The 25,014-nt window shown below is 67.4% G+C and carries 9 protein-coding genes; all 9 read right to left on the reverse strand.

Annotation, left to right across the window (positions count from 1 at the left end; genetic code table 11):
- Nucleotides 1–8 precede the first annotated feature (8 nt).
- Complete coding sequence (gspG, locus tag ABQY64_RS17135; protein WP_024939118.1) at nt 9–440, reverse strand: type II secretion system major pseudopilin GspG; 432 nt, start codon at nt 438–440, stop codon at nt 9–11.
- Between the two features lie 123 nt (nt 441–563).
- Nucleotides 564–1,781, reverse strand: a complete 1,218-nt coding sequence (locus ABQY64_RS17140) for a type II secretion system F family protein (protein WP_211920909.1) — start codon at nt 1,779–1,781, stop codon at nt 564–566.
- 175 nt (nt 1,782–1,956) lie between these two features.
- A complete protein-coding gene (gene gspE, locus ABQY64_RS17145; RefSeq protein WP_029218997.1) occupies nt 1,957–3,684 on the reverse strand; it encodes a type II secretion system ATPase GspE in 1,728 nt (575 codons plus the stop codon).
- Nucleotides 3,685–3,813: 129 nt separating this feature from the next.
- Nucleotides 3,814–5,697: a diffusible signal factor-reguated S8 family serine peptidase gene (locus tag ABQY64_RS17150; RefSeq protein WP_349779417.1), complete on the reverse strand. Its 1,884-nt coding sequence runs from the start codon at nt 5,695–5,697 to the stop codon at nt 3,814–3,816.
- Between the two features lie 221 nt (nt 5,698–5,918).
- Nucleotides 5,919–12,446, reverse strand: a complete 6,528-nt coding sequence (locus tag ABQY64_RS17155) for an ESPR-type extended signal peptide-containing protein (RefSeq protein WP_374151310.1) — start codon at nt 12,444–12,446, stop codon at nt 5,919–5,921.
- Nucleotides 12,447–12,991: 545 nt separating this feature from the next.
- Nucleotides 12,992–14,872: a S8 family peptidase gene (locus tag ABQY64_RS17160; RefSeq protein ID WP_349780780.1), complete on the reverse strand. Its 1,881-nt coding sequence runs from the start codon at nt 14,870–14,872 to the stop codon at nt 12,992–12,994.
- 83 nt (nt 14,873–14,955) lie between these two features.
- Entirely contained in the window at nt 14,956–18,909 is a 3,954-nt protein-coding gene (locus ABQY64_RS17165) for a YadA-like family protein (protein ID WP_374151311.1), read from the reverse strand.
- A gap of 746 nt (nt 18,910–19,655) precedes the next feature.
- Nucleotides 19,656–23,702 (reverse strand): phosphoribosylformylglycinamidine synthase, encoded by a 4,047-nt coding sequence (gene purL, locus ABQY64_RS17170; protein WP_349780634.1) that lies wholly within the window; start codon nt 23,700–23,702, stop codon nt 19,656–19,658.
- Nucleotides 23,703–24,092: 390 nt separating this feature from the next.
- Nucleotides 24,093–24,896, reverse strand: coding sequence for a DsbC family protein (locus ABQY64_RS17175; RefSeq protein WP_016902881.1), 804 nt, complete (start codon nt 24,894–24,896; stop codon nt 24,093–24,095).
- Nucleotides 24,897–25,014: the final 118 nt, after the last annotated feature.

Below are 25,014 nucleotides of genomic sequence, written 5' to 3' on the forward strand. Positions count from 1 at the left end.
CGAACGGCTTATTGGTACTTGATGTCCGCGTCGTAACTGCTGCCACCGGGGCGGCCGTCCTTGCCCAGGCTGATCAGATCGAACGGCTGGCCATCGCCGGGCGCGCGGTATTCGATGGTGTGGCCCCACGGGTCGTTGAGTTCGGCCGGCTTGGCGTACGGTCCCAGCCAGCCGCTGCTGCCGCCCGGCTGGGTCACCAGGTCATCGAGCTTGCTCGGCAACTTGCCGGTGTCGAGCTGGAAATTCTCGATCTTGCCGGCCAGGGTCTGGATCTGCGATTTGGCCAGGTTGGCCTTGCCGCGATCGGCACCACCGAGCACACGGCTGCCGACCAGGGTCAGCACCGCGCCGATCAGGACGATGACGATGATGATTTCCAGCAGGCTCATGCCGGCCTGGCCTGCACGCGACGGACTACGGGTGATGGAGCGCTTGATCATGAACGATTTCCTTGCACGTCGATGAAAGATGCTGCCGCCAGAAGATGACACGGCGGGCATTGCAATGGTTCCCGCATGGGTGTCGCGCGGTCACCGGAAAGTTGTTGTGAATCCAACGCCACGTTATCCGATGGCATTGGTCAGGTCATACAGCGGCACCAGCACCGAAATGATGACAAGCCCCACCACCGAGGCCAGCACCAGCGTGATCAACGGCACCAGCGCGGCCAGCGCGCGGTCGATGGCTTGCGCGGTTTCCAGCTCGAAGGTGTCGGCGGTCTTGAGCAGCATCGTGTCCAGGGCGCCCGATTCTTCGCCGACCTGGATCATCTGCAGGGCCAGCCGCGGGAAGCGCTTGCCGCGTGCCAGCGACATCGCCAGGCCATGGCCGTTCTTGACGTCATCGGCCGCGGCGTCGACATCCTCGACCAGCGCCAGATTGGACATCACGTTGCGCGCAATGCCGATTGCCGCCAGCAGCGGCACGCCGTTGCGCAGCAAGGTGCCCAGCGTGCGCGTCAGCCGTGCGGTTTCCAGGCGCGCGATCAGGCTGCCGACCACTTTCTGCCGCAGCAACCACTCATCCAGCGCGGCACGGAACGCGGCATTGCGGCGTTTGCGATCCAGCCACAGCCCCAGCAAGCCCGGCACCACGATCAGCACCAGCCACCAGTCGCGCACCAGCAGGCCCACGCTCAACACCGCCTGGGTGAACCACGGCAAGGCCACGTCCAGGCTTTCGTACATCTGCGCGAACTGCGGCACCACATAGCCGAGCAGGAACAGCAGCGCGCAGCCCACCACCGCCAGCAGGATCGCCGGATAGATCAGTGCGTTGATCACCTTGCCGCGCAGCGCACGGCTGCGCTCCAGGTAATCGGCCAGGCGCTGCAGCGTGTCCTGCATGCTGCCGCCGGCTTCGCCCGCACGCACCATGTTGATGTAGAGCTTGGAAAACAGCCCGTGCTGGCGTTCCAGTGCCGAGGACAGCGGCGCGCCGCCACGCACGGTGTCACGCACATCGCCGATCACGCGCCGACTTTTGTCGTCTTCGGGCAGATCCATCAGGATCGACAACGCACGATCCAGCGGCTGGCCGGCCCCGATCAGCGTGGACAACTGCTGGGTGAACTGCACCAACGCGGCGTTGTCGAACGGCTTCTTGCGCAACAGCATGCGCAACGACGGCGAGTCGTTTTCGCCGGTGGCCAGACGCGTTTCCACCGGCAGGTGGCCCTGCTCCTGCAGGCGCAGCGCAACGTCTGCGTCGCTGGCCGCTTCCATCTGGCCATCGAGCATTTCGCCATGGGCGTCGAGCGCTTTGTAGCGGTACAGGGGCATCAGGCTGGACGGCCGGGAGTGGGGAATCGGGAATCGGGAATCGGGAAAAGCAGGAGCCTGCGCTGCGTTGGCGCGAGTGGGCGCAGCTGTGCGCGTGCGCGACGCGTTACCGGGACCTTGCCCTGCTTATCTTCCGATCCTGAGCATCCGATGCTCGCTGTGGCTCCGTTGACTCTCACGCATCCTCCGTCACGCGCAGCACTTCTTCGATGGTGGTTTCGCCGCGCAAGGCCTTGGACAGGCCGTCCTCGTACATGGTGCGCATGCCGGCCTTGCGCGCCAGTTGTTCGATCTCGCCCATGCCGGCGCGGCGCATCACCGCGCGCCGCAATTCGTCGTTCATCACCAGGAATTCGACGATGGTGGTGCGGCCCAGGTAACCGGTCGGCGCGGCAGCCGAGGCACGCGGACGATACAGGTAAATCTCGCCGTCCGGTTGCAGCCGGCGCAGGTTGAAGCGTTCGATTTCTTCCGGCGATGCCAAATAACGCTCGGCGTTGGCCAGGTCGAGTTTGCGCACCAGGCGCTGCGCCAGGATGCCGTTGATGGTGGAGGTGAGCAGATAGTCTTCCACACCCATGTCGAGCAGACGGGTGATGCCGCCGGCGGCGTTGTTGGTGTGCAGCGTGGACAGCACCAGATGGCCGGTGAGCGCGGACTGGATCGCGATGCGCGCGGTTTCCAGATCGCGCATTTCGCCGATCATGATGATGTCCGGATCCTGACGCACGATGCTGCGCAGCGCGTTGGCGAAATCCAGCCCGATCTGCGGTTTGGCCTGGATCTGGTTGATGCCTTCGATCTGGTATTCCACCGGGTCTTCGACGGTGATAATTTTCACATCCGAGGTGTTGAGCTGGCTCAACGCGGTGTACAGCGTGGTGGTCTTGCCCGAACCGGTCGGGCCGGTCACCAGCATGATGCCGTGCGGTTGCTCCAGCACCTTGCGGAACTGCGGCAGAAACTCTTCGGTGAAGCCGAGCTTGTAGAAATCGAACACCACCGTTTCGCGGTCGAGCAGGCGCATCACCACGCTCTCGCCGTGCGCGGTGGGCACGGTGCTGACACGCAGATCCAGCTCCTTGCCCTGCACGCGCAGCATGATGCGGCCGTCCTGCGGCAGCCGGCGTTCGGCGATGTTGAGCTTGGCCATGATCTTGATGCGGCTGATCACCGCAGCGGTGAGCTTGGCCGGCGGGCTTTCGCCTTCCACCAGCACACCGTCCACGCGGTAACGCACCTTGAGCCGGCTTTCGAACGGTTCGATATGGATGTCCGAAGCGCGCAGCTCCACCGCGTGCTGGATCACCAGATTCACCAGCCGGATCACCGGCGCTTCGGACGCCAGGTCGCGCAGCGCTTCGATATCGTCGCTGCTGTTGGCATCGCCATCGGCGGTTTCCACGATGGTGCCCATCGCGCTGCGGCCCTGGCCGTACCAGCGTTCGATCAGGTCATCGATTTCCGAGCGCAGGCCGACCTGCAGCAGCAACGGGCAACCGGTCGCAAGCCGCACCGCGTCGATCGCGTAATCGTCGTAGGGATCGGCGATCCACAACTCCAGCCGGCCATCGCGTTCGCCGACCGGGCATAGATGAAATTGTTTGAGGAAACGTAGCGACAGCCCCTGCACTTCCGGCAGCATTTCCGGTGGGGTATCGCCGAGCTGGCGTGCATCCACCAGCGGCAGACCCAGCACATCGGCGCAGGTCTCCGCGTGATCGCGTTCGGACACCAGGCCCAGACGGCCCAGCAAGGCCAGCAGGCCCATACCGGATTCGGTCTGCAACTGGCGCGCGCGCAGCAGATCGGTGTCTTTCAGACGACGGCGTTCAAGCAGCGCTTCGACGATGCGTGTCTCCGCACTGCGATGCTCAATTGGATCGACGGCAACCGCGTTCACACTCGTCTCCACTGGTCCGGCGCCGACTGTAGCAGTTTGCCGCGACGATCAACCGTACGCATCTGAATCGTCCTGAAAAACGATGCCCCCGGTGGTTGGCCGGGGGCATCGGTCACACTATGGGACGGCTTACTGTCGTGCGACGAGCGTCAGCTTCGCGTAGTCGGCAGCGCCCACCAACTTGATGTAGTAGGTGCCGGCCTTGGGGGCGGTGAAACGCACGGTTTCGCTGTTGCCCGGGCGGGTCGACTTGGCGTCGTAACTGGTGGCGCTGGGTTCGGCTTCATAGCTGACGTACACCGACACATCGCCGGTGCCGCCATAGGTCATGAAGCTGAGCACGGCACCGGCCTTGGCTTCGAAGCTGTACAGCGTGGAACTGGCGTAAGCACCGCTCAGGCCGGTCAACGGGGCCTTGTTGGTCAGGGCGATGGCGGTCGGCGCGCAGCTCTCGGTGGCCGGGTCGCAGGGTTCCACCAGCACCGCTTCCAATGCGGCCTTGGCATCGACGATGCCGCTGCCGATCGGGGTGCTGGCCGGCGGGGTCACCGGGAAGCGACGGCTGGTCTGCTTGAGCAGAGCTTCCACCGCGGCCGGGGTCAGCGGGCCATCGCCCAGACCGATCGCCGCGCTCTGCACCAGGGCGACGACACCGGCCACGTGCGGCGATGCCATCGAGGTGCCACCCAAGCCCATATAGGTATAGGTTCCCGAGGTCGGCGTGGTCGCGCCGGTGTAGCCGGCCTGCCAGATGTAACCGCCCGGATTGCCGTCCACGCTGCCACCGCCGCCCGGGCCGGACAGGTCGACCTTGCTGCCGTAGTTGGAGTAGTAGGTGATGCCGCCGGTGATGCGCGTGGCACCCACGGTGATGGTGTTGTTGCAGCTGGCGGGAGAATGGTTGGCCGCATCTTCGCCGCTGTTGCCGGCCGCTACAACCACGGTGGTGCCGCGCGCGACCGCGCCGTTGATCGCCAGCTGGGTGGCCGAATCGCAGGGCTCGCCGCCACCCAGGCTCATGTTGATCACCTCGGCCGGGTTGGTGTTGGCCGGCACGCCAGCAACCGTGCCGCCGGACGCCCAGACGATCGCATCGGCGATGTCGGAGGTGTAGCCGCCGCAACGGCCGAGCACGCGCACCGGCAGGATGGTCGCCTTCGGCGCCACGCCAGCCATGCCCACGCTGTTATTGGTCGCCTCGGCCACGGTGCCCGAAACATGGGTGCCGTGCCAGGAGCTTTCCTGTGCCACCGAGCCGTCATAGCAGACGTTGTCGGCCTCTTCCCAGTCACCGTAATCCAGCGCGCCCGGCACGCGGGCATCGGTGGGACGACGCGAGACTTCGGCATCGGTGATGAAGTCGTAACCCTGCAGCAGGTTGCCGGCAAAGTCGGGATGGCCCGGCAGGATGCCGGTATCCAGCACTGCCACCACCACGCCCGCGCCCTGCGACAGATCCCAAGCGGCCGGCGCATTGATGCCGCCGTTGGGGTTGCTCAGATGCCATTGGTACTGCGCGTACAGCGGATCGTTGGGCACCAGTTGCGGGGTCACGTCGGTGGCGGCGACGCTCTTCTTGATGTCGACCGGGCGCAGCATGCGATCGATCTGCACGTCGGCCACGGACGGGTCGTTCTTGAGCTCGACCACCACCTTGTCCACCTGGGCGGTGGTCAGCGTGCTGGACAGCTTGATCAGGTCCGAGCCGATGCCGAGCTTGCGCACATACGTCGCCTTGGCGGCGGCTGCGCTGCTGCGTGCGCCGGTGCTCGCACCGACACGGCCGACCGCGGCCTGCACCGCGCTCAGCTTGCTGGCGCGATCGGTCGCGGCAGCAGTGTTGTCCTTGTAGCGCACGATCAGGCGGCTACTGAACGCAGCGCCGGCCGATGCTGCCTGGGTCGGTTCCTTGACCAGCAGTTTCGGGGCAGCAGCGAGCGTGCCCGATGCACCGAGTGCCATCATCAGGATGGCGCCGGTCAGCGGGGAGAGACGGAAATTCTTGTCGATCACGGTGAAGTCCTCTTCGTGTTTTTCGTCGATCAGCTGGGAGCGGTTCTCGAACTGCGGCGCAACTGCGATGCAGCGCGCTGCGTTCGATCAGCCACTCCTGGTAAGGCCATCACTCCATCGAATCCGTTGGCCGGCCCAGCCACGGTCCTTGCCCGCCCCCTCAGGCCTTGCTCTGGCGCGGCGGCGCACATCGGCGCCGCCGCGTGTCATGCAGCAGCGCGTTACCAGCCGAAGCCGGCACCCACACCGATCGAACTGTCGTCACCGCTGAGTGCGCCGCCCACCGTCAAGGTGGCGCGCGGGCTGATCGCACGCTGGTAACCCACCGACAACGCCGATTCGCCGTTCTGGAAACCGACGCCGGCACCGACGCGGTTCTGCGTGGCGATGCCACCGACGCTGGCAGCCATGTTCAACATCGCCGAGCTCATCGCGCCCTGACGATCCAGGCGACGGTTCTGCCGGCGCAGACGGTCTTCGATATCGCCCTGATAGGTCTCGAAGCTGTCGGCCATCGCGTTGTAGCGGCTGTCGGTATAGCTGTTGGCCGCGGCAACGCCGTTGTCCAACTGGCCCTTGTTGACCGCATCGGTGGCTCGCGTGCCGGCGGCCACATTGGCCACCTGACGCTCGCCGCCGACGCTGCCGACCGACACCGTGTTGGCACGATCGGCAACCGAGCCCTGACCCAGCGCGACCGCACCCTGCGCACTGGCACGTGCGCCCTGGCCGATCGCCGTGCCGGAGGCGGCACTGACCTGCGCGCCTTCGCCCATCGCCACCGCATTGGTCGCCACCGCGGCAATCTGCGTATTGGCGCCGACCGCGGTGCTGCCATCGGCATTGACGCGTGCGTTGCTGCCGATCGCAGTGTCGTTGGGGCCATGCGCATACGCGCTGCCGCCGATCGCCGTGCCGGTCACGTGGTTGACCACTGCGGCCGTGCCGACGGCGGTGGACGTTGCGGCCGGGGTGATGCTGCCGACCACTGCGGTGGTCGGCGTGCCCTGCACGCTTGCGCTGGTATCGGCAACGGCATTGCTCGATGCGCTCACTGCGCTCGCAGCCACTGCAGGCACCCCTGCAGTGCGCAGCGACAGCGTGCGTGCCGCGGTGCTGGCCGTTGCGGTACCACCGCGTGCATCCAGCTCGCTGACCTTGCTGTCCAACGCAGTCAATGCCGCACCGACATTGTTGTAGCTGGCACCCTGGATCACGTAGGTCGGCGCGACGAACACGCCCTGCGCACCGATCGCCGCGCCACCACCGAGGAAGCTGGCGGCGTTGCTGAGCGACTGGAACAGCTGGCCGCCGTTGATCGCATCGGTACTGGCACCGGCAATCGCACCATTGCCGACATTGACGATGCGGCGCGTGGCCGGGCCGCCGCGGCCATCGCCGCTACCGACCGAGACCACGTTGGCGTCGTAGGTACGCGAGCCCGAGCCCAATGCCACCGAGTCGGCACCGCTGGCACCGGCATTGGCACCCAGCGCCACCGCATTGGCACCGCTCTGGCGCACGAAGGAGTTGTAGCCCAGTGCCACACCGTTTTCGCCGATGGAATTGGTCTGCCGGCCCATCGCGGTGCTGTTCACGCCGCTGGCGCTGCTGTCCACGCCCATGGCGCTGGCGCCGGTGGCCGAGGCGCGGCTGCCGGAGGCGATCGCCACGCTGCGTGCGCCGCTGGCGGTTGCGCCGGCGCCCGCAGCGGTGGCGCGATCACCGGTTGCGCTGGCCACCCCTTCACCGGTGGTTTGCACCATGCCGGTGGTGGTCTGCACATCGGCCGCCAGGGCATCCAGCTGGCCCTTGTTGACCGCATCGGTCGCCGCCTGGCCGTCGCTGACATTGACGATGCGACGCGTGGCCGGACCGCCGCGGCCATTGCCGCTGCCGATCGACACCGTGTCGGCTTCGTAGGTGCGCGACCCCGAACCCAGCGCCACCGAATCGGCACCGGTCGCACCGGCGTTGGCACCCAGGGCCACACCATTGACCGCGCTCTGGCGCACGAACGAGTTGTAGCCCACCGACACCGCGTTCTCGCCGATCACGTTGACCTGACGACCGACACCGGTGCTGTTGATGCCGGTCGCCGATGCATCCACACCGATGACGCTGGCGCCGACCGCATCTGCGCGGCTGCCGCCACCCAGGGCCAGCGTATTGTCGGCAAGGGCCGCCGCGCTCTGACCGAGCGCGGTGGCATTGACGCCGTCGGCATACGAATTCCAGCCGATGGCGGTGGTGTAGTCGGCCGTGGCCCACGCGCCCGCACCGAATGCGGCAGCGCCGGTGCCGGAGGCACGCGCCGGGATGAGGCCGAAGAACGTGCTGCCGCCGACGGCCACGCTTTCTTCGCCGGTAGCTTCGCTGAATTCGCCCACGGCCACTGCACTTGCGCCGGAGGCCAGTGCGGCGGCACCCACGGCGGTGCTGTAGTCGCTGGATGCCACTGCGCCATAGCCCAGCGCCGACGACAGCCTGCCGCTGGATTCGCTGTAGCCACCGAAGGCGGCGCTGCCGACATTGGAGGCAGTGCTGCGGAAACCGGCCGCGGTGGCCTGGTTGTCCGATGCCACCGCTTCGCTGCCGAGCGCGGTCGCATAGGTCGAAATTGCCTGCGCGCCGGCACCGTTTGCGCTGGCGCCGACATCGCTGGCCAGGGCATTGCTGCCGACGGCGCTGCTATTTTCGCCGGTGGCCTGGGCGTTGTTGCCCACCGCCGCTGCGCCGGTTCCGCTGGCCAGCGCACTCACGCCAACCGCTGTTGCGTTATCGACCACCGCCTGCGCACCGGCACCCAACGCCGTGGCGCCGGTACCGGTGGCATTGGCGCCCTCGCCTGCGGCCAGCGCGTTGTCGCCCTCGACGTAGGCGCCGGCATCGCTGTCATCGCTGCCGCTGGCCTGGAAGTACTTGCTGGTGGATTGTGCGGTTTCGGCAACGGCGTTGAGCTGATCCAGATTCACCGCATCGGTGCCCTGCGTACCGGCGGCCACGTTGGTGATCTGACGCTCGTTGCCGGCGCTGCCCACCGAGACCGCAAAATCGCGATCGGCCACCGAATCGGCGCCCAGCGCCACGCTGCTTTCGCCGGTTGATTCGGCAAAATTGCCGAGCGCGGTGCTGTTGAGGCCCGGTGCCCATGCCGCGCCGCCGAGCGCGGTGGAGAAGTCGCCGGAGGCTTCGGTCGGCAACAGGCCGAGCAGGGCGCCACCGACCGACACGCTGTTGTAGCCGCTGGCCACGCTGCCCTGGCCGGCCGCAACGCTGTAGTCGCCGGTTGCGGTGGCATCGCCACCCACGGCCACGGTATTGGAGCCGCTAGCAGTGCTGAAATTGCCCAGCGCGGTGCTGTTGAAACCGGTCGCACTGGAATAGCCGCCCAAGGCGGTGGAGTAGTTGGAGGTGGCCTCGGCACTGAAGCCGAACGCGGCCGCGCTGGTGCCATCGGCCACGCTTTCTGCGCCGACCGCAGTGGCCGACTCGCCACTGGCGCTGGCGAAATAGCCCACCGCGGTGGTTTCGCTGCCATCGGCCACGCTCAGCGTGCCGGCGGCCAGGGAACCATCGCCATACGCACCTGCCGCCGCACCCAGCGCGGTGCTCTGCGCGCCGGTGGCTTCGCTCTCGCCACCCACGGCCACGGCGTAATCGCCGCTGGCCTGACTGAAGGCGCCGTTGGCGATGCTGCCGTAGCCACTGGCAGCGGCGTTGTAGCCGGCTGCATTGGCGTACTGCGCGGTGGCGCTGGCACCGCTGCCGATGGCGACGGCGCCGATCGCAGTGGCCTGGCTGCTGGAACCGAACGCGCTGCTGTAATCGCCGTCCGCAGTGGCGTTGGAGCCGGCTGCGGTGGCGTCCTCGCCCTGCGCATCGGCCGTGCCGGTGCCGGTGCCGGCAAATAGACGCGCAGTGGTTTCGGCGGTTTCGCCGACTGCGTTGAGCTGGTCCAGGTTCACCGCATCGGTACCCTCGGTACCGGCGGCGACATTGGTGATCTGGCGCTCGCCACCGACGCTGCCGACCGCCACCGTATTGTCGCGATCGGCAACCGCGCCGGCGCCCAGCGCCACGCTGTTGTCGGCGTAGGCCACGCTGTCAGTACCCAGTGCCGTGCTGCCCTGGCCCCACGCCACGCTGGCCACACCCACCGCAGTGGATGCAGCACCGTTGGCAAGGCTTTCATAACCGAGTGCGGTTGCGCCGCGCCCGCTGGCGATACTGCTGGCACCCAGCGCCGTGCTGTTATCGGCGAGCGCCGACGCATCGGAACCTGCCGCAACGCTGTCGGCGCCTTCGGCAATTGCGGTGCCGTCACCGGTGGCGACGAACGTGCGCGCGGTGTTGGCGGCGCCATCGGACACTGCCGTGAGCTGATCCAGATTGACCGCATCGGTGCCCTCCGTACCGGCAGCGACATTGGTGATCTGACGCTCGCCGCCAACCGTGCCCACCGACACCGTGCTGGCGCGATCGGCCACTGCGCCGACGCCGAGCGCAACGCTGTTGTCGACCGCAATCCGCGCGCCGTCGCCGATCGCAATGCTGTCTGCGCCTTCGACGACTGCTTCGGTGCCCAGCGCAATGCTGCGATCGCCATACCCGACTGACTGCGAACCGATGGCGATTGCACGCCCACCGCCGGCATAGGCGTTGTCGCCGATGGCGACCGAAACGCTGCCGCTGGCGGCCGAGGTGATGCCCACCGCGACGCTGCCCGCACCGTAGGCGGTGCTTTCCGCACCCACTGCGGTGCTGGTGTCGCCCCAGGCCACGCTGGCAAAGCCGAGCGCGGTGGATTCGAGGCCATTGGCGATGCTTTCGAAACCGATCGCGGTACCGCCACGACCATTGGCCACGCTGGTGCCGCCGACTGCAGTGCCATAGAAGCCCGATGCCGTGCTGTCGGCACCCACGGCGGTGGCATAGCGGTCGCTGGCGATACTGTTGAAGCCGAGCGCGGTGGCATTGTTGACATTGGCCACCGCACCACTGCCGACCGCCGTGGTGTTGACCGCTGACGCCAGGCTGCTCGAACCCAGCGCAGTGCTGTAATCCTCGTACGCCGATGCATTGGAACCGGCCGCAACGCTGTCCACGCCTTCGGCAATCGCGGTGCCATCGCCGGTGGCCACGAAGGTGCGCGCGGTGGTCGAAGCAACGTCGGACACGGCGGTGAGCTGATCGAGATTGACCGCATCGCTGCCTTCGGTACCGGCGGCGACGTTGGTGATCTGACGCTCGTCGCCAGCCGCACCCACCGACACGGTGTTGGCGCGCGTGGCCACCGAATTGGCGCCCAAGGCCACCGAGTTGGCGCCGCGTGCGGTGCTGTAGTAACCCAGCGCGGTGCTCAGCTCGCCGCTGGCCCAGGATTCCGGGCCAACTGCCGTGGCACCTTCGCCAGGTGCATAGGCGAAGTAACCCACCGCGGTGGCTTCGGTGCCGGAGGCTTCGCTGAGCGTGCCCACTGCCGTGGTGTAGCTGCCCGATGCGATCGCACCGGCGCCGAGCGCGGTGGAGGCTTCGCCGCTGGCCTGGGTCTGTACGAAGAAGCCCAGACCCGGGATGTAATCGACCGGACCACCGACAGCGGTGCTGCTGGTGCCGCTGGCGCTGGTCTGCGTGCCCACGGCGGTGGCGTAATCGCCTGCCGCATTGGCCACCGCACCGAACGCGGAAGACTGCGTCCCGGCCGCATACGCACCGACGCCGAACGACGAGGCGGCAAATCCATCGGCATTGGCGCTGGCGCCGACCGCGGTTCCGCCGACGCCGGCACTGGTGGCGCCGGTGGTGACCGGCACGCCGCCGTTGGTGACCAACGGCTCGCCGTCTTCGTCCACGGCAGCGCCGCCCACGGCCACGCTGCCAGGGCCGTTGGCCTGCGCGTTATGGCCGAATGCCGCGCTGTTCTGCCCGGATGCGAGCGCATTGGCGCCGACCGCAGTGGCATTGTCGGCCACCGCATTGGCACCGGTCCCCAGCGCGGTGGTCGCCGTGCCTACCGCATTGGCCGCATCGCCGGCAGCCAACGCGCTATCGCCTTCGACATAGGCGCCGACGCTGTCTTCGCCCGGGGTCGCCTTGAAGAACGTGGCCGTGTCTTCGGCCACATCGGACACGTCGCGCAACTGCGCCACGTTCACCGCGTCGGTGGCGTTGACGCCGGCGCCGACATTGGTGATGCGGCGCGTGGCCGGGCCGCCGCGGCCATTGCCGCTGCCGACCGACACCACATCGTCTTCGTGGGTGCGCGAGCCTGCGCCCAGCGCCACCGAGTGGGCACCGGTCACGCCGGCGTTTGCACCCAGCGCGACGCCGTTTTCGCCGCTTTGGCGTACGAAGCTGTTGTAGCCGATGGCCACCGCGTTCTCGCCGATCGCATTGGTCTGGCGGCCGATCGCGCTGCTGTTCACGCCGCTGGCGCTGCTGTCGGCACCGCTGGCGAGCGCGCCGGTGGCGCTGGCGCGGCTGCCGGCGCCGACGGCGGTGGCATTGGCGGCAGGCGCCGACGCGCCGCGGCCGATCTCGACCGATTGCGCCATTGCAGAAAGGGGGAGTGCGATTCCGGCGCTACCCAGCGCCAGGGCGATCGCGGCAACCAGGCAACGGCTCTGGCGGCGGTCGATGAATGCGGCGGTGCTCACTGCGCCCGGGCTGTCGCCGCTGGCCAATTCCGATGCCACGGCCCACACGCCTAACGATTTGTTCCAGACCTTGCGATAAATCCGATTCATCGACGCACTGCTCCTGAATGTTGGGACTGGTTTTTTGACGAACACCCACCATCGCGAGGGCCTTCCAGCCGCTGCGATCCCCGTGGTGATTGGCGCCATGGGCCAAATGGCGGTGCGCGGGAAGCTGCACCCTGGATAGTCAAAAAGTGAACGCTACCCAACCATAGAACTGAGCGAAGTGTTAACAGCGGTCAAATCAGGCGTCAAGTTTTTGACAGAAAGCGAAGCTGAGTGTGTTTTCCATCACACTTCGGCTTGCTTTTATTCGTTTTTTGATAATTCTTTGGAAAACAGCGATCTAGATCATGTCTTGGAAGACATTTCCAAGCTGAATACGCATGTCCACAGCAGACAAAAAAGCCCGCTGGCAGGACGCCAGCAGGCTTGGTTGCGCAAAACCGCGCGCCGAACAGGTCAGGAATCGGGTCAGCGCTCCCCGCGCCGACGACTCAGCCCATCACGGTCCACGACGAGAGCGGTTTTACCCGCATTACTGCGCCAGGAAACCGACGTCAGCGCCCCCCCTCTCGCCGCCATGTGTCGGATCACTGGCGCGCCAACAGGCTCACTCCATCGAAGCTGCTGCCGTCGAGCCGGATGAAATAGGTTCCGGCACGCGGTGCGGTGAAGCGCACCGTCTGGCTGGTTCCGCTGCGGCTGGACATGCCGTCGTTGTCGGTCGCGCTCGGCGCGCGGCCCAAGGCGACATACAGCGCCGCCTGCCCGCTGCCACCGAAGCTGATGAAGCTCAGCACCGCACCCGCGTTCGCTTCGAAGGCGAACACACCGGCATCGCCGGCCACATTGGACAAACCGCGCTCGGGCACGCTGTTGCGCAGCGTCTGCGCATCCAGCTGGCAGCCCAGATCGCCGCTGTCGCAGCGGCGCAGTGCGCGATCGATCGCCGCGCCGGCATCCACGATGCCGCTGCCGGCCGGCGTGCTCAACGGCAACTGCACCGGAAACGCGCGCGCACTGCGCTTGAGCAGGCGTTCCAGCGCCGCGGGTGTCAGCGGCGGCTTGCCATCGGCGATCAGCGCGCTCTGCACCAGTGCGGCAGTCCCCGCCACATGCGGGGAGGCCATCGAGGTTCCGGCAAAGCCAGGCCCGATGTAGTCGAACTGGCCGGACGTGGGCGTGGTCTTGCCGGTGTAACCGGTCTGCCAGATCCAGCTGCCGACCGGGCCGTCGTACAAGGTGTCGGTTGCCAGATCGCGCGCGCCGCCGCCGGGTGCGGCCAGATCGATCAAGCTGCCGAAATTGCTGTAGTACGCCAGGCCGCCGGTCAGGCGGGTGGCTGCCACCGACACCACATTGGCGCAGTTGGCCGGTACCGCACTGGACACATCCGAGCCATCGTTGCCGGCCGCCACCACCACGGTGGTACCACGCGACACCGCACCGTCGATCGCCGCCTGCGTGACCAAATCGCAGGGGCCAAAGCCGCCCAGGCTCATGTTGATGATTTCCGCCGGGTCGCGATTGTCCGGCACGCCCTCCACATGCCCGCCGGACGCCCACACGATGGCATCGGTGATGTCCGAGAACGACCCGCCGCAGTGACCGAGCACGCGGACCGGCAGCACCTTGGCCTTGTAGGCCACACCGGCACCGCCAATGCCGTTGCCGGTGGTTTCGGCGATCGTGCCGGCCACGTGGGTGCCATGCCAGGAGCTGTCATGCGCCGCGGAAAAAATGCCGCACTCGCCGTCTTCGGCTTCCCAGTCGCCGCGGTCCAGCGCACCCGCCACGCGTGCATCGGTCGGACGTCGCGACCGGCCGGCATCGGTGATGAAGTCGTAGCCCTGCAGCAGATTGCCGGCCAGATCCGGATGCGCCGGCAGGATGCCGGTGTCGATCACCGCCACCACTACGCCCTCGCCCTGCGCGGTCTTCCACGCCGCCGGCGCATCGATGCCGCCGACCGGATCGGTGAGATGCCATTGATTGCTGGCCAGCAGCGGATCGTTGGGCAAGCTGCCGCCGCTGCTCTGCAACGGATAGGCGCGTGCATCGATCTGCGCATGTTCCACCGCCGGATCGGCTTGCAGCTCGCGCACCAGGCGGTCGGCGTCGCTGCGGCTGAGTTGCGTGGGCAGCCGGATCAACTCACCGCCCACCGCCAGGGTACGCACATGGGTCGGCGCGGCCTGCGCGCCGCTGCGCGCGGCCGGTGCCAGGCGCACTGCCGCGCGTGATGCCGCCGCAGTGATGGTGGCCGTGGACGCGGCGCCGACGTTGCGCGCGCTCACTGTGCCGCTGCGATAGGTGACGATGATGGCGTCGACCGGTGCATCGCGCATGGCCTGCAACTGTTGCGCGCTGCGCATGCCGTCCGGTGTGGCCGCGCTGGCGATGCCGCCGGCGAGCGACAGCACAGCGCTGCAGGCAATGGCGAGGGTTCGGGAACGATGGGTCTGAATCACGATGACGTCCTCTTCAAGATGAAATGCAAATGAGTGAGCACGCAGCCGCGGCAAGCGCAGCCGCTGCGATGGCAAGACCTGCGCTACCAGCCGAAGCCGGCACCCAGGCCGATCGACCGGTCGTCACCGCTGAGTGCGCCGCCCACCGTCAAGGTGGCGCGCGGGCTGATCGCACGCTGGTAACCCACCGACAACGCCGATTCGCCGTTCTGGAAACCGACGCCGGCACCGACGCGGTTCTGCGTGGCGATGCCACCGACGCTGGCAGCCATGTTCAACATCGCCGAGCTCATCGCGCCCTGACGATCCAGGCGACGGTTCTGCCGGCGCAGACGGTCTTCGATATCGCCCTGATAGGTCTCGAAGCTGTCGGCCATCGCGTTGTAGCGGCTGTCGGTATAGCTGTTGGCCGCGGCAACGCCGTTGTCCAACTGGCCCTTGTTGACCGCATCGGTGGCTCGCGTGCCGGCGGCCACATTGGCCACCTGACGCTCGCCGCCGACGCTGCCGACCGACACCGTGTTGGCACGATCGGCAACCGAGCCCTGACCCAGCGCGACCGCACCCTGCGCACTGGCACGTGCGCCCTGGCCGATCGCCGTGCCGGAGGCGGCACTGACCTGCGCGCCTTCGCCCATCGCCACCGCATTGGTCGCCACCGCGGCAATCTGCGTATTGGCGCCGACCGCGGTGCTGCCATCGGCATTGACGCGTGCGTTGCTGCCGATCGCAGTGTCGTTGGGGCCATGCGCATACGCGCTGCCGCCGATCGCCGTGCCGGTCACGTGGTTGGCCACTGCCGCCGTGCCCACAGCGGTGGACGTTGCAGCTGGAGTGATGCTGCCGACCACTGCGGCGGTGGGCGTGCCTTGGAGCGCGTTGCTTGCGGCAAGCCCGCTCGCCGTTGCGGTGACTGAAGACACCGCGCTGTCGGCCATGCCGTCAGTGACCAGCGATATCGACTGCAGGCCATCGTCTGTCGCATCTGCGGTAGTGGCGACAGTCGAGGCGTCCGCAGCCGGGGCTGGCGCCGTTGCCGCACGCGCTGCAGCGCCAGGCGTCGCCGTACCACCACGCGCATCCAGCTCGCTGACCTTGCTGTCCAGCGCAGTCAGTGCCTCGCCCACATTGCGGTAACTGCTGCCCTGGATCACGTAGGTCGGTGCGACGAACACGCCCTGCGCACCGATCGCCGCGCCACCGCCGAGGAAGCTGGCGGCGTTGCTGAGCGACTGGAACAGCTGGCCGCCGTTGATCGCATCGGTACTGGCACCGGCAATCGCACCATTGCCGACATTGACGATGCGACGCGTGGCCGGACCACCGCGGCCATTGCCGTTGCCCACCGACACCACGTTGGCCTCGTAGCTGCGCGAACCTGCGCCCAGCGCCACCGAATCGGCACCGGTCGCACCGGCATTGGCACCGAGTGCGACAGCATCACTGCCCCCCTGGCGGGTAAAGGCGTTGTAGCCCACTGCCAGACTGTTGTTGCCCAGCGCATTGGATTGCACGCCCAATGCCACCGCCGCGCTGCCCGTTTCACCGACGAACACACCCACGTTGGCATTGCGCCCGATCGCGATCGCATCGGGCGCATCCGCCTTGGCGTTGGTTCCCAGCGCGATATTGTCGCCATAGAGGATCGACGTATTGGCGCCGCTCCCGATCGCGATGCTCCTGCTGGAGGTGGCACGCGCGTCATAGCCGATGCCGATGCCCTCCGCGCCCTCGGCCGATGCCAATGCCCCCAGCGACACCGTGCGCGGAGCGAACGACGCGGCGCTATGGCCGATCGCCACCGCGTCGGTATTGTTGTCGTTGGAGAACACGTTGGCGTTGTAGCCGAGCGCAACGGCGTAATCGCCGTCGCTGCGCGCACCTGCGCCGATGGCAACGCCACCGACCCGGAACGCGCCCGCCGGCCTGAGCGTGGAGCTGATCAGCGACATGCCGCCGAGCGTCACGCTGCGCTCGCCGGCAGCAACCGCCAGACTGCCCACGGCAACACTGCTCTCGCCAAGACTGGAGGCATTGAAGCCCACCGCCGTGGTCATGCTCGCATCGGCCCGCGCACCGAAGCCGAAGGCCGACGCCGCCGCACTGCGCGCGGTCGAGAACGCGCCCACGGCGGTGGCAACATCATCCTGCGCACGTGCGCTGAATCCCGCCGCCATCGATTGCTCACCGCTGGCCGCAGCCCCCGTGCCGACCGCGGTGGCGAAGCTGCGCGTGGCAATCGCCCCGCTGCCCAGCGCCGCTGCACCGCTCGCCTGGGCCAGGGTGGCCTGTTCCTGCGCGCCGACGATGGAACCCGCCGCATCGAACACCGGCACGGACGCGACGCCACCCACTGCAACGGCCGAGGCATCGGCCGCGCTGGCGTTGCGGCCGACGGCCACGGCATCGCGCCCGAGCGCCAGACTGCCCGAACCCAGCGCATTGGCACCATCGCCGATCGCGTTGCTGGCGCTCCCCAACGCCAGCGCATTGAGTCCGTCGACATGGGCAGCGGCTTCGTCCGTATCGGTCTTGCCGATCGCCAGCGTGCTGCCGAGACGGTCGGCCACCGCACGCACGCTGTCGAGTTGGGCGACATTGACTGCGTCATTGGCCTCGGTGCCTGCCGCCACGCTGGTGATCTGCCGCGTCAGCCCCGCCTGCACATCGCCAACCGACACCGTGTTGCTGCGATTCGCGTAGGAATGCGCACCCAGTGCAACGGCACTGGAGGCAGAGCGGTTCCAGGCATCGTCGACAAAATCGCCCACACGCGCGCCATAGCCGATCGCCACCGCATCGATGCCATTGGTTTCGGAATCTGCACCGATCGCGGTGTTGTTGCCGTTGAACCACGAGGTGCCGGCACGTGCGCCCAACGCGATGCTGTTTTCAGTGTAGGCGGTGCTGTCGTGACCGATCGAGATGCCACCATCGCCCATCGCCAATGAGAAGCCACCCAGCGACACCGTGCGTGGCGCGAACGAACCGGCGCTGTGGCCGATCGCCACTGCATCGGTATTGCCTGGCGCATTGGGAAAGATGTTGGAATCGTAGCCAATGGCAATCGCATAATCGGACTGGCTCTGCGCACCTGCGCCGAGCGCGATGCCACCTGTTCCGGTGGCAGCGGTGATCGAGCCGAAGTTGCTGATGCCACCGACCACCACGCTCTGCACGCCACTGGCCAATGCGGTATCGCCTACCGCGATACTGCTGCTGCCTTGGCTGCGCGCCCGGTAACCGAAGGCGGTGGACGTGTCTCCACTGGCACGCGAACTGTAGCCGCCGGCGGTGGAAAGAAAACCACTGGCCGTGGACAAGCCGCCGATCGCGGTGGCGCCATCGTTGAAGGTCTGTGCGCGATAACCCAGGGCCGCGCTCTGCACGCCGGTGGCGCTGGCGCCGCTGCCTACAGCGCTGGAAAACGGATCCCCAGCCACTGCACCGCCGCCGACGGCGGTGGCCCCCACACCAGACGCCTGCGTGGCCTGTTCGCGTTGCCCGATGACAAATCCGGATGCGTCGTAGTCGTAGACCGTTGCCACGCTGCCGACGGCGGTTGCCGATTCCCCTGCGGCCGACACGTTGTGTCCGATCGCGGTGGCGTCGCGCTCCAAGGCCAGGCTTCCGCCGCCGAACGCGCTGGTTCCATCGCCCAGCGCATTACTCGCATTGCCCAGCGCCAGCGCATCCTGCCCATCTGCAAACGCCGGTGCATCGGCATCTGCCGCAGGCGTTGCCGCTGCTTGCGCACTCGCTGTTGCAGGCGCGGCGCTGTCGCTTGTCGCCGCATCGGTGTCGCAACGCTGTTGGCCTTGGACGACCGTGCAATGTGCAAGCGCGTCGGCTTGCGTGGTCGTGGCCTGGGCACCTCCAGCCATGCCGGCAAGCGCCAGCAGCATTGCCGCCGCCAGCCTGCCGCGCGCATGCCCCGCAGATTGATATAGCGCTTGATTTCCCGTGTCGCGGGCAAGCCTTACCGTTCGGCGATGAGCACGCTGCTCACCACCGGCATCTAATTGAATTCGCTTCATTAACGACTTACTCCGCATTGGTCTGGCATGTAAAAACCGACCACCGTGCGATTGCATCGCACGGTCCCCCTGAGGTTTATCGAAAACGCACTCGCCCTGCTTCTGCAGCGGGAACTACCCGCGCAAAAGCATCCACGATCAATCCATAAAGTGCTGCAGAAACGCCATGAATCGAAGATTCATAACGTGGTCTGAATCTATTGAAAAACCAAAAATTCAATTGAGATTGACGTCACACAAGCAGCATCACCAGATACTTCGACTAAATACCTAGTAGTTCTTATAGTTACTTAAAGTAAACCATGTTTCGACCTTCACTAAATGCAGCTCATCGCAACTGCGCCAATGCGACCGCAGGCGTCCGCCCCCACCGGCAACGCATGCAACGTGATGGCGACAAGCCTTGTGCTGGCCGCAGGCCAGGCTGGAAAACCGCGTTTTTCTCGAGTGTCCTGCCGCTGCGCGCGCTGCGTGCAAGGACGTGGCTGCCATTGGCAGACGTCGCAGGCGAGCCCGGCTCCTTCGGAGCCTGCAGTCGACCCAAACGCGGCCATGCATTTTCTTGCTCATAAAGCACCACGCATCGCCACGCCGCTCGCGGCAACGATCGAAGGACTCGATACCACCGCAGGCCGTCGCACAGATCCGACACCGGAAACGACAACGGCCGTGTGCATCGCTGCACACGGCCGTCCAATGACACGGTTGGTACGGCGCTTCAGCTCACGCCGCACACCTCCATACCGTCAACCGCACCAGACCCGCGCGTTGCGGAACATGCGCAGCCACGGCGAGTCCTCGCCCCAGTCGGCCGGGTGCCAGCTCAGGTTTGCAGTGCGCGGGGTGCGCTCCGGATGCGGCATCAGGATGGTGGCGCGACCGTCGCTGCTGGTCAGCCCGGTGATGCCGTCCGGCGAGCCGTTCGGATTGAGCGGGTACTGCGATGCCACCGCGCCATCGCCATCGATGAAGCGCAGGGCCACACGGGCAGCCGCCTGATCCACCACGGTGTCGAACTCGGCACGGCCTTCGCCATGCGCCACCGCCACCGGGATCCGTGAGCCAGCCATGCCGCGCAGGAAGATCGACGGCGACTCCACCACTTCCAGCAAGGCGGTGCGCGCTTCGAACTGCTCGCTGCGATTGCGCAAAAAGCGCGGCCAATGCTCGGCACCGGGAATGATGTCCTTGAGCTGGCTGAGCATCTGGCAGCCGTTGCACACCCCCAGCGCGAAGGTATCGCTGCGCGCAAAGAACGTGGCGAACGCGTCGCGCAAGGCCGAGCGCTCCAGGATCGAGGTGGCCCAGCCACGGCCGGCACCCAGCACGTCGCCGTAGCTGAAGCCGCCACAGGCGGCAAACCCGGAGAACTGCGCCAGATCCACACGGCCTTCGATCAGATCGCTCATATGCACGTCGAACGCACGGAAACCGGCGCGTTCGAAGTTGTAGGCCATCTCGATCTGCCCGTTGACGCCCTGCTCGCGCAGGATCGCCACCTTGGGCCGCGCACCGGTCGCCACGAACGGCGCGGCCACGTCTTCGGACGGGTCGAACACCAGCTTCGGACGTAATCCCGGCGCCTGGAAGTCGCGTGCCTGCGCGCGCTCCTCGTCGGCGGTTTCCGGGTTGTCGCGCAATTTCTGCATGGCGTGCGTCACCGACCACCAGGCATCGAACAAGGCTTCCCAACGCCACTCGGCCAGCACCCTGCCCTGCCCGCTCACGCGGATGCGCGGCGCGCCGGTGGGGCGTGCGATGCGCTGCGCGCACTCGGTCAGCGCATGCCGCTCGACCAGATCGGCGAACGCGGCGCGGTCCTCGCTGGCGATCTGCACCACCGCACCCAGTTCTTCATTGAACAGGCTGCGGAACGCATCGTCGCCCCAGGCATCGAGGGTGATGTCCAGGCCCTGCCGCGACGCGAACGCCATCTCGCACAGCGCCGCAAACGCACCGCCATCGCTGCGGTCGTGATACGCCAGCAACAGGCCGCTCTCGCGCGCCGCGCGGATCAGTTCAAAGAAGCTGCGCAGCCGCTGCGCATCGTCCAGATCCGGCACCTCGCCGCCGAACGCCGGCAATGCCGCAGCGTCGGCATACACCTGCGCCAGCACCGAGCCGCCCAGGCGCTGCTTGCCGCCGCCCAGCCCGATCAACCACAGCTCGCTCTCTTCGTCGCTGCGCAACAACGGCGTCAACTGCGTGCGCACATCGCCGACCGGCGCGAATGCACTGATGATCAGCGAGACCGGTGAAACGCTCTTGTGCGTTTCACCGGGAATGGGGAATGGGGAATGGGGAATGGTGGAAGCGGAGGCCTGCGGCGTTTTGCCATTCCCGATTCCCGATTCTCCATTCCCGACAACCCACTGCGCCTGCATCGACAGCGAGTCCTTGCCCACCGGCACGCTCAGCTCGAGCGCCGGGCACAGCTCCATACCGATCGCGCGCACCGCGTCGTACAGCAGGGCGTCCTCGCCGGCGTGACCGGCGGCGGCCATCCAGTTGGCCGACAGCTTGATGCTGTCCAGCGTCTGCACCGGCGCGGCGCACAGGTTGGTGATCGCCTCGCCCACCGCCATGCGCGCCGACGCGGCGGCGTTCAACAACGCCAGCGGGGTGCGCTCGCCGATCGACATCGCCTCGCCGGCGAAGGTGTCGAAACCGGCCAGAGTGATCGCGCAATCGGCCAGCGGCAGCTGCCACGGCCCGATCATCTGCTCGCGCGCGGTCAGGCCGCCCACGCTGCGGTCGCCGATGGTCACCAGAAAGCTCTTGGACGCCACCGTGGGATGCGCCAGCACGCGCAGGCCGGCCTGCTGCAGGTCCAGCGCGGCGGTCTGCAGCACCGGCCACTGCGGCACTGGCGGATGCACCGCATCGCGATGCATCTTTGGTGCCTTGCCGAAGAGCACATCCATCGGCAGGTCGATCGGGAGCGGGGAATCGGGAGTGGGGAATGGGGAATGGCGAGAAGCGACATCGGCAGCCGGCAGCGTGCTGTTGCCATTCCCGATTCCCGAATCCCGATTCCCGTCCCCAAACACGCCATAGCCAACCACCAGCCGCTCCTCGGCCGTGGCCACGCCGACGGCGGCAAACGGGCAGCGTTCGCGCGCGCAGATGGCGGCGAATTCGTCCAGGCGTGCCTGCGGTACGCCCAGCACGTAGCGCTCCTGCGATTCGTTGCACCACAGTTCCAGCGGCGACAGCGAGGGGTCGTCGGTGAGCACGCGGCCCAGGTCGATGATGCCGCCCACGCCGGAGTCGTGCAGCAACTCGGGGATGGCATTGGACAGGCCGCCCGCCCCCACGTCGTGGAACCAGCGGATCGGGTTGTCGCTGCCCAGCGCCACGCAGCGGTCGATGACCTCCTGGCAGCGGCGCTCCATCTCCGGGTTTTCGCGCTGCACGCTGGCGAAATCCAGCGCCTCGGCGCTGTCGCCGGCCGCCACCGAGCTGGCCGCACCGCCGCCCAGGCCGATCAGCATCGCCGGGCCGCCCAGCACGATCACCGCATCGCCGGGCTGCAGGCGCAGCTTCTCGACCTGATTGCGATCGATCGCGCCCAGGCCGCCGGCCAGCATGATCGGCTTGTCGTAGGCGCGGGTCAGGCCCTCGCCTTCGGCAAGCTCGAAGCTGCGGAAATAGCCGAGCAGGTTCGGCCGGCCGAATTCGTTATTGAACGCTGCGCCGCCGAGCGGGCCGTCGAGCATGATGTCCAGCGCCGGGGCCATGCGCGGGTTCAGCGCGCGCGGCGCCTCCCACGGCTGCGGCAGGGTCGGGATGCGCAGATGCGACACCGTGAACCCGGTCAGCCCGGCCTTGGGCTTGCCGCCGCGGCCGGTGGCGCCTTCGTCGCGGATCTCGCCACCGGCGCCGGTGGCGGCGCCGGGAAACGGCGCGATCGCGGTGGGGTGGTTATGCGTCTCGACCTTGATCGCAAACGCCGACGGCAGCACCGCCTCGGCGCGGTATTCGCCACTGGCCGGATCCGGGCGATAGCGCGCGGCCGGCACGCCTTCCACCACCGCCGCGTTGTCGCTGTAGGCCGACAAGGTGTGCTGCGGGGTCTGCTGGTGGGTGTGTTTGATCATGCGGAACAGCGAGCGTTCCTGCGGCTTGCCGTCGATGGTCCAGCTGGCATTGAAGATCTTGTGCCGGCAGTGCTCGGAATTGGCCTGGGCGAACATCATCAGCTCGACATCGGCCGGGTCGCGGCCCAGCTCGGCGAAGCGTTCGCGCAGGTAGTCGATCTCGTCCTGCGCCAGGGCCAGGCCGAGGTCGCGGTTGGCCTGTTCCAGCGCCGCCAGCGGCACGCGCTGCAACTGCCCGCGATCGGGCACGTTGAACAGCGCCTCGGCGGCCGCGGCCGAGCCGAGCAGCGACTGCGTCATCGGGTCGTGCAGCAGCTTGGCCACGGCGGCCTGCATCGCTTCGTCGGCCGGCCAGCCGGCCAGATCGATGCGGGTGCCGCGCTCCACGCGCTGGATCGGCTGCCCGGCCCCGCGCACCAGTTCGGTGGCCTTGCTCGACCACGGCGACAAGGTGCCCAGACGCGGCACCACATAGCGCGAGGAGGCATCCTCGGCCTGCGGCGCGGGGGCGGCTTCGGCCTGCAGGATCCGCTGCAAGGTGGCCTGGTCGGGCGCTTGCCCGGCCTCGGCGCGGATGAAGTACACGTGCCAGGCGCCGGTGATGCGCAGCGCGGGAACGAGGGTTTGCAGGCGGGTTTCGAGCCGAGCGCGGCGGAACGGCGAAAGGGCGGAAGCGCCCTCGAGGACCATCATGTCCGGGGAACCGTGTCAGAAACGGGGCTGCAGATTGTAACGGAGCTGATGCGTCGGCGCCGGACCCGGCGTGGGTGGGCCGCCGATCCATGCAGTGATCATTCGCACAGCCCGGGCCGGATTCGGCGCGTGCCGGCCGATGCGGCGACGGCAAAGGCGGATGGCGATGCCAGCAGGGATTGTCGCGCCCAGCTGCCTTTGGGCCGGTCTCCGCGGTGGCAACGTCGGCAGCGCAGGCCAATGCCAGCCCACCGCCGCTCTCACCGCATCAACCGTGCAGCCAGCCCGACCCTGAAACGCAAGAGGCCGGAATGCATGCGCACTCCGGCCTCCTGATCGATCACACCGACCGCCGCAGCGGCCGGCATCCCGGCGCCGCTGCCGGATACCTCAGCGGCTGCCGCCGGCAGTGCTGACCGCGCGCTTTTCCAGCGCCTCACGCAGCTGCGCCGGCGGCAGGTAGCCACCGAGCTGGGTGCCGTCCGGCGCAAAGATCGCCGGGGTGCCATTGACGCCCAGACGCTGGCCCAGCGTGTATTCCATCGACACCGGGTTCTTGCAGTCCTTGGCATTCACCGGCTGCCCGGACTTGGCCGCGGTCAGTGCCTGCTTGCGGTCGGCGGCGCACCACACCGCGATCATCTCCTTGTGGTCCTGGCTGCCCAGGCCCATGCGCGGAAACGCCAGATATTCCACCGCGATCCCCTGCTTGTTGAGCTCGCCGATCTCGCTGTGCAGCTTGCGGCAGTAGCCGCATTCCACGTCGGTGAACACCGTCACGGTGTACTTGGGGTTTGCCGGCGCGAACACGATGCGGTCGGCCTTGGGCACGGTCTCCAGCTGCTTGCGGCGGTAGGCCAGCAGGCCCGGGCTGGCAGCGAACTGCTTGTTCTGGATGTCGAACGGCTGCGCCTGGATCAGGTAGCGGCCGTCGTCGCTGACGTACAGCACCTGCCCGCCGACCACCACTTCGCGGAAGCCGGGAAACGGCGCGGCGCCGATGTAGTCCGGCTTGAAATCCGGATCCAGCGCCTTGAGCGCGACGCTCACACGCTGGTCCACATTGCCCGCAGCGGCAGGGGCAGCGGCGGCGGCTGGCTTGGCGCCGGCATTGCTTGCCGCAGGCTGCGAGGATTGCGCGCAGGCGGTAAGGCTGATTGCGCCCAGCAGCGCGGCGATGGCAAGACGATACATTCACGCATCCAGTGGAATGGGGTGCCTGGATTCTCGCACAGCGCAGATGAAGCCAGGCAGCGAGCGGGATGCTTTGTTTGCCGGCCGAGCCGCTGAATGGGCAACGGCGGGCCGCTGC

Source organism: Xanthomonas sp. WHRI 7065 (assembly GCF_040203115.2).
Classification (GTDB): domain Bacteria; phylum Pseudomonadota; class Gammaproteobacteria; order Xanthomonadales; family Xanthomonadaceae; genus Xanthomonas; species Xanthomonas arboricola.

Coding starts and splice junctions, on each gene's coding strand:
- ABQY64_RS17165 (WP_374151311.1), bottom strand. CDS start 18,909: ATGAAGCGAATTCAATTAGATGCCGGTGGTGAGCAGCGTGCTCATCGC.
- gspG (WP_024939118.1), bottom strand. CDS start 440: ATGATCAAGCGCTCCATCACCCGTAGTCCGTCGCGTGCAGGCCAGGCC.
- ABQY64_RS17155 (WP_374151310.1), bottom strand. CDS start 12,446: ATGAATCGGATTTATCGCAAGGTCTGGAACAAATCGTTAGGCGTGTGG.
- purL (WP_349780634.1), bottom strand. CDS start 23,702: ATGATGGTCCTCGAGGGCGCTTCCGCCCTTTCGCCGTTCCGCCGCGCT.
- ABQY64_RS17140 (WP_211920909.1), bottom strand. CDS start 1,781: ATGCCCCTGTACCGCTACAAAGCGCTCGACGCCCATGGCGAAATGCTC.
- ABQY64_RS17175 (WP_016902881.1), bottom strand. CDS start 24,896: ATGTATCGTCTTGCCATCGCCGCGCTGCTGGGCGCAATCAGCCTTACC.